2 protein-coding genes are annotated in these 1,490 nt (G+C 32.6%); both read right to left on the bottom strand.

Annotated features, from left to right (window positions below; genetic code table 11):
- Window positions 1-192: 192 nt before the first annotated feature.
- The gene (locus tag A5877_RS03030) at window positions 193-1,035 is read right to left on the bottom strand and encodes an NAD-dependent epimerase/dehydratase family protein (protein ID WP_086316347.1); all 843 of its coding nucleotides are present in this window, start codon (window positions 1,033-1,035) and stop codon (window positions 193-195) included.
- Window positions 1,032-1,490 (bottom strand): sugar transferase (locus A5877_RS17130; protein WP_086316348.1); only part of this gene is annotated, 459 nt, incomplete at its 5' end. The genes A5877_RS03030 and A5877_RS17130, both read right to left, overlap by 4 nt.

Genomic DNA, 1,490 nt, shown 5'->3' on the forward strand with positions numbered 1-1,490 from the left:
GAATTTCATTCAACTCTCGTGTTAGTAAACCATCTAACACAATAACAAAATCGTTAGTTTTTATCGTTTGGTTAAGAATACTCTCTATACTTTGCTTTAAAAAAAGAGGTGATTCCTTCGAATAAACAGACATTAAAACTGAATAATTAGTATACATTACTACTCCTTTTAATCAATAAATAATTATTTTATTTAGAAACTGCTTTTAGTATCTTTATCATATACTAAATTGCCAAAAGCTTTATTGACTATTTTGCCTACTTTCCCTGGAAAATACCCCATTAAATAGATTAGCCAATTTAACCACGAAAACAAATAAATTTTCTTTCCATGTTCTAGCGCTAAATCCCTTACCATATAACTTGTTCTAACATATTGGTCATCTTGTGGGAAAAATATTCCTTCATCAGAATTGTCCACTCTATTCTTGATAAACTCACATAATCTAAAAATGTTTAACATAGACCTTTCGTTTTTAACATTTGGAAAAACAGGAATCCTTTTTGCAATCTTAACCAATTGCTGATAATTTCCTCTACTGTTTGGTCCATATATCATTGGTGGTCGAACAAAAACTATTTTTAAATTTTCATCCCTCAGCATTTTTAATTTTTTTTCAGCCTGCCACTTGCTGTCACCATAAAAATTAGAAGGGTTAGGTTCAGTATCAGCTGTTATAATTCTTTTTCTATTTATATTTGTTTCCTCACCATAAATAATAATCGAACTCATATAAATGAATTGTCCCTTTTTTCCATTCAAATCATTTTTGTACTTTTCTACTGTCTCAACTGCAAGATCGCAATTCACTTTATAATAAAGTTGTTTCGTTTCTTCACTGACTTTTGATACATCTGCATGAGCAATTCCTGCGACATGAAAAACAGAATCATACTGAGAGAAATCTTTTTCTTTCCATTGATCTCCATGCATATCAACTGTATCAATTTGATAATTATCGCCAAATTGCTGCATCCACTTATCGAAGGATGTACCGATATAACTATTCGCTCCTGTAATTAGGATTCGTTTCATTCGATTTCCTCCTTCTTAATCGTTCCCGTGCCGCCTTCAACGACACCGTCACTTTTGAAAACAGAAGTAATCGTACCAAAGAAGCATTTTATATCCATCATTAAACTAATATTATCCGTATATTTGCCATCTAACTTGGCTTTAATTGGAATCTCAAGCTCATCTCGACCACTAATCTGAGCCAATCCAGTCAATCCTGGACGAATATCATTTGCTCCATACTTATCGCGCTCTTCGATCAAATCATATTGATTCCATAACGCTGGACGAGGCCCAATGACAGCCATATCACCTTTGATAATATTGAATAATTGAGGCAGCTCATCCAAGCTGGTTTTTCTTAAAATTTTTCCGACCTTGGTGATATAAAAATCTGGGTCTGATAATAGATGTGTTGGCATTTCTTTAGGCGTATCAATTTTCATTGTTCTGAATTTATAAATATTAAAATGGGT

This window comes from Enterococcus sp. 3C7_DIV0644 (genome assembly GCF_002141235.1).
Taxonomy (GTDB): domain Bacteria; phylum Bacillota; class Bacilli; order Lactobacillales; family Enterococcaceae; genus Enterococcus_D; species Enterococcus_D entomosocium.

Coding starts and splice junctions, on each gene's coding strand:
- A5877_RS03030 (WP_086316347.1), bottom strand. CDS start 1,035: ATGAAACGAATCCTAATTACAGGAGCGAATAGTTATATCGGTACATCC.